At 28.7% G+C, this 4,965-nt stretch carries 8 protein-coding genes; 5 read left to right on the top strand and 3 right to left on the bottom strand.

The genetic code is table 11. The features are described 5' to 3' along the window. The first annotated feature begins 183 nt into the window (after positions 1–183). The 5 genes from tsaA (at position 184) to IDG66_RS11840 (ending at position 2,070) form a co-directional block, all read left to right on the top strand. A complete protein-coding gene (gene tsaA, locus IDG66_RS11860) occupies positions 184–444 on the top strand; it encodes a type II toxin-antitoxin system antitoxin TsaA (protein WP_001837253.1) in 261 nt (86 codons plus the stop codon). 28 nt (positions 445–472) lie between these two features. Continuing rightward, the gene (gene tsaT / locus IDG66_RS11855; protein ID WP_000052076.1) at positions 473–661 is read left to right on the top strand and encodes a type II toxin-antitoxin system toxin TsaT; all 189 of its coding nucleotides are present in this window, start codon (positions 473–475) and stop codon (positions 659–661) included. Between the two features lie 187 nt (positions 662–848). Continuing rightward, positions 849–1,418, top strand: a complete 570-nt coding sequence (gene lnsA / locus IDG66_RS11850; protein WP_001106654.1) for a lipoprotein N-acylation protein LnsA — start codon at positions 849–851, stop codon at positions 1,416–1,418. Positions 1,419–1,505: 87 nt separating this feature from the next. Next, positions 1,506–1,790 (top strand): hypothetical protein, encoded by a 285-nt coding sequence (locus IDG66_RS11845; protein ID WP_001004401.1) that lies wholly within the window; start codon positions 1,506–1,508, stop codon positions 1,788–1,790. Positions 1,791–1,851: 61 nt separating this feature from the next. Next, positions 1,852–2,070, top strand: a complete 219-nt coding sequence (locus tag IDG66_RS11840) for a hypothetical protein (protein ID WP_000005886.1) — start codon at positions 1,852–1,854, stop codon at positions 2,068–2,070. Between the two features lie 495 nt (positions 2,071–2,565). Here the strand turns inward: IDG66_RS11840 and IDG66_RS11835 are convergent, their stop codons facing one another. The 3 genes from IDG66_RS11835 to IDG66_RS11825 form a co-directional block, all read right to left on the bottom strand. Next, positions 2,566–2,766, bottom strand: coding sequence for a cold-shock protein (locus IDG66_RS11835; protein WP_001059082.1), 201 nt, complete (start codon positions 2,764–2,766; stop codon positions 2,566–2,568). 356 nt (positions 2,767–3,122) lie between these two features. Next, the gene (locus tag IDG66_RS11830; protein ID WP_001793574.1) at positions 3,123–3,809 is read right to left on the bottom strand and encodes a thermonuclease family protein; all 687 of its coding nucleotides are present in this window, start codon (positions 3,807–3,809) and stop codon (positions 3,123–3,125) included. Between the two features lie 340 nt (positions 3,810–4,149). Next, positions 4,150–4,671, bottom strand: a complete 522-nt coding sequence (locus IDG66_RS11825) for a hypothetical protein (protein ID WP_000824464.1) — start codon at positions 4,669–4,671, stop codon at positions 4,150–4,152. Between the last annotated feature and the right edge of the window lie 294 nt (positions 4,672–4,965).

Here is a 4,965-nt window from a genome sequence, read left to right as displayed (position 1 = left end):
AATTGGAGCCGTTCTTATGGACCTACATGATGAATGGATTTATTCTTCAAGAAAATACATCAATTTTGATAAGTAGAAATGGTAAAAACATTGTATAGCATTTTACACAGGAGTCTGGACTTGACTGAAAATAGTGTTATCATATTTATTAAGAAGCTATTTTTATACTAGTAGGTGTCAGTCATGAATAACATTTTGTTAAATGCTATCAATACAGTTATTACTACCACTTTTGTTATCTTTAATATTTTAATCACATATAATAAAGATTTAGATGATTTATGTTGGCTCCTGCCTGGTATTATCATTTGTGGTGTGATACTCATCGTATCCTTTACCATTGCAATGATAACTAAAAACTGGTTAAGTGAAATATTATTTTTTATAAATATCGTACTCGTTCTCTATTACATTTATCCTATTTTTTATAGTTTTATAGGTTAATAATTACGGTATATAAGGAGGGTTTCACATGTCTTTACATTTTGCAATTCTGTTTTGGCTAGCATTAATTTTCTTAGTTGCCGCTACGTTTATACTCGTATTAATGAAAAAAACTGGCAAAGAATCTAAAAAAGAGTCCTATTTAAGTTTCACTGTCATTCTCTATATTTTTGGATTCGCTATATTAATATACACATTTATATTTGGTGTGCTATAAATGAAATTCATTTTATATCCAGTCTGAAACGTCTCAATGATGTTTCAGACTGTTTTTTATTCTTAATAGACATTTCACACTCTCATACTTTAATATTTAAGATATGTTTTAGTCTTACAAGCTTATTAAAGATTACAATTCTAATTTAAGACTATTTACATATATTTCTTCAACAAGGAGCTTTTAAGTGAACTATATTAAACGAACGATAATTTTACTTATATTATTCGTTGTCGTATCCCCAATAAACTCACCAAAAACAATTGCAGATAATAAGTATTCAGAAATTCAAGATGACAAATTCCAATTACAACCTGGCGATATTATTGTTACAAAAGGCCCTGTCATGTGGGGATTTTTTGGTCATTGTAGTATCGCGATTGATGATAAAACGATTTTACAAATTGAGGGGCCTGGCGACAAACCAACTACACAATCCTTCGAATCTTTTAAATATAATTATGCAAGTGGCAAAAATGATTGGATGAAAGTTTATCGTTGCAGCTATCCTGGTGCAGGTAAAAAAGCGGCTGAATGGGTTAAGAAAAACTATGAGAATACAAATCATCGTTATCTAGTTACATTAAATTTGAACAGCAAAAAATTTACGTATTGTACTAAAATTATCTACCAAGCTTATAAATTTGGTGTAAGTGAAAAATCAGTTAAAAGTTATGGATTACATATTATTTCACCCTATGCAATTAAAGATAATTTTATAGATCCATACAAACTAAGGCTTGTTAAAGCTTATTAACACAGTTTCATCAAATAGTTAAATTAGTTTGTGTTTTGCAATAAATTGGGTATAGATTACAAATGATATTTCAGGAGGCCCAATATTTTGAATGAACTAACTAAAGAACAAAAGTATACAATAGCTAAATTTTACAAATTATATATTGAACGTTCGAATAATGGAGAAACAGAAACAGTCGCTAACTTTTTTGGCGATGCTAAAGATGCACGTGAAAACTATTTTTGTGATCGTGATTATCAAGACTTCTTAACTAACTGCCAAATTTTAATTCAAAACAAATACTTAACTGGTGAAGTTTTGGACGATAACATTTACAATATTTCTATTTTAAACAAGACATTTATTGAATTCGAACAAAATTTTGGTTGAACATGAATGTCTCAACTATAAACTTTCTAACCCTATTTTAAAGCAGGAGTGAAAAACATACATGAGTGAATGGCATATTAATAATCAATCTACAAAACCTTTTTTAATACAACAAGCGGAAAAGCAATTGTCTATTGTTAAACCGTTGCCTAATGGTAGCTTCCAAATACTCACAGAAATAAATTTGGAGAATGGCAATATTAGTAACATCGATCATTCTTTACTTGTTTCAGTAGACCCCAAAGCATTAGAAATAAGTATATTTGACGCTGTAAATTAAACGCAATATTTTTATTTAATTATTTTAATGTTTCGCCTTTTAAATGAAAACAAGATTACTGAATTATTATGAGATTTTAAAAACAATAAATATTCTCAATAATTAATCAGTCTTAATAAAAAATTAACAAAAAGTTGATTAGTTAAATTATTAATTAAGTAGTAAGATATTATGCGATGTGGTATCCTATTATTGTTAAACATTTTGAGTGTTTAACATTACTTCTTGTTATCGCCATATACAGACTTTAATTCTCGTCATTATTAAAGTTCTGTATTGGCGCTTTTTTATATTCAAAATCAAAAGTCGGACAGATGAAAAGTAAAAAACTTTTCCATCAGTTCGATCTATTTTAGAACCATTATATATTGTTAAATCTCCACCTAAATTTATTGGACAAAAAAATAACGGCTAGTGCTTTTACCACACCAACTGTTATCGATTTAAAGCATTAAAAAACAGCCCTATAATAAGGACTGTTTGAATAAGTTAAAATTACATTTTAACTACGTTTGCAGCTTGCTCGCCACGGTCGCCTTCAACGATGTCGAATTCAACTTTTTGGCCTTCTTCTAATGATTTGTATCCATCTTCAGCGATTGCTGAGAAGTGTACGAATACGTCGCTACCATCTTCTCTTTCGATGAAACCAAAACCTTTTTCTGCATTAAACCATTTAACTGTACCGTTATTCATATTGAATACCTCCGTCGTGCTTTTGCACTAAATATTTTGTAACAAATTCATAAATGAAAAGGAGAATATTCTATATAAATAACTCACATTTTTCTTCACGCTCTTTATTACTTAACTTTCATTATACACTTTTAAATATAGAAGTAAAGCATTATTTTATTTTCTGTGATAATACACATTGAACTATATAGTAATATTCCATTTTAATACTAAATTTAAAATTTTTATTTTCTAATATTAAATACACTTGCTTTTGATACTATTTACTTTTTTAATTCTGAATTGATAATAAATCATATCGTGATCCAAAAATTATAAAAGTGCCACTAGCAGCAGTGACACTTTTACAATGAGCATTATTGACCTGAATCAGCGTTGTCTTCGCTCCAAATATTTAATTTCTCTTTTTTCGCTTGTGCTTCACTTTTTCTTAAAAGTTGTTCATGTGTATTGTTAGGTTTATAAACATAAGCAACTTTAGCCAAGCCTTGACGAACTAAAGCTTCGTTTACCATTTTTCCATCAGCATAAATATACGCTAAGCCACGTCCATATTTATCAGTTCTTTGGCCTTTGTCAAACTCGACTTCAATTTTCTTTGCATTTTCTACCATTTTTTTCGTAAATGCACTTGCTTCAGGACCATATTTCTCTACACCTTTTTTAGGATGCTTTGTTTCAGGTGTATCCACCAATAATAGTCTAAATGTCATTGGTTGACCTTTGTACATTAATTTAACCGTATCACCATCAATCGCTTTAATTAATGTCGCAGGTTCTTTATGTAATTTTTTAGTTGAAGTTGCACTATATACTGTTGGATGTTCAGAACCACTTCTATTTACGCCGTTATCTGTTTGTGATGCATTTGCTGAGCTACTTAGACTTGAAACTACAACTAAAGTTAACACTAAGCAACTAGTAGCGAAAAAGAAAAACCTCTTTGCGTATTGCCCTTTCGAAACATTACTGATAGCCATCCCTATAAGTAATATTGAAACAATTGCCATACATATGCCAGCACTTAATAAGTATTCTGTCATAACTAACACCTCTTTCTTTTTAGTTAATTTTAATATTAAACGTTAATTAATTATAATTCTACATTTTTACAATTAATTAATAAAAATTTAATAATTATAATAAAATAACTATACTTACTTTTATGTATTTTCTATATTTTAGGTGTCAGAACTTATATATTTAGCCTTATTTGTAAAATTAAAAAGCCTACAACATGAATCGTTGCAGACTATCATATCGAGACAAAGAGGTTTATTAGTGTCTCTATATCTATGTGGAATTTGAAAAGATTATTTATAATATTTACGGGGATAAATTGTCATTTAAAAACGAGATGTATAACTTATAATTTACTTTGGATTAGCGTTTTTCAGTTTTCTCTATCTTATTATTCACTTTATCAATTTGTTTATTCAAATAATTTTGGTGAGACTGACTAAGTGTACTTACTTTTGCAGTTGCCTTAGCGAGATCTTCATATTTTTGCGTATATTTATAATCATTAATTAAGCTTTGTGCTTCTTTAACATGATCACGTCTAATAACGCGTTTGTCACGGTCTGTGAAATGTGATGAGTCAATTTCACTATAACCATATAACCAACCTTTTTTTATGCCTGTTTGATTAGTATGTAAATCATATTCTATGTAGTTGTCATTAGATAGTGATTTTAGTGTATTTAATTGACTCTTTTCTACTACTGAAAATTTCTCCTCAGTAGTAATTTCAGTATGGGTTTGTAAAATATTTTTATTATCCGAATCTTTTACAACAAAATTAGTTTCAACACTCTCTGATACTAATGCGTTTGCGTGATTAGAATGCCATAATTGAGTTGCACAAATTACACCCATTGTTAGTACTAATACTTTCCTTTTCATTTGTTTATGCTCCCTTATTTGCTTTGATTTAAAAACCGACTTTTTCACCCTGTTTTCTTCGCCATTGAAAATTATATACCAATATTTTAGAAACAATAATTAACTTGCGATGAACAAACTATTAACAATAATCTTGAGTATTATATTTATCTTAATTAATAATATATTTATTTAAGATTATGTTACTTCCAACTTTCAAAGTAGAAAAACGGTATAATTTGTTGATGGGTGTTTATTGATAAACTGCAAAAAATACAGCCTACAACCACATAGATTGTAGACTATATTTAAAAT

This window comes from Staphylococcus sp. EG-SA-18 (assembly GCF_017151825.1).
Classification (GTDB): domain Bacteria; phylum Bacillota; class Bacilli; order Staphylococcales; family Staphylococcaceae; genus Staphylococcus; species Staphylococcus aureus.
Note: the sequence above shows the minus strand (reverse complement) of the source record. Positions and strands in the feature narration are given on the sequence as shown.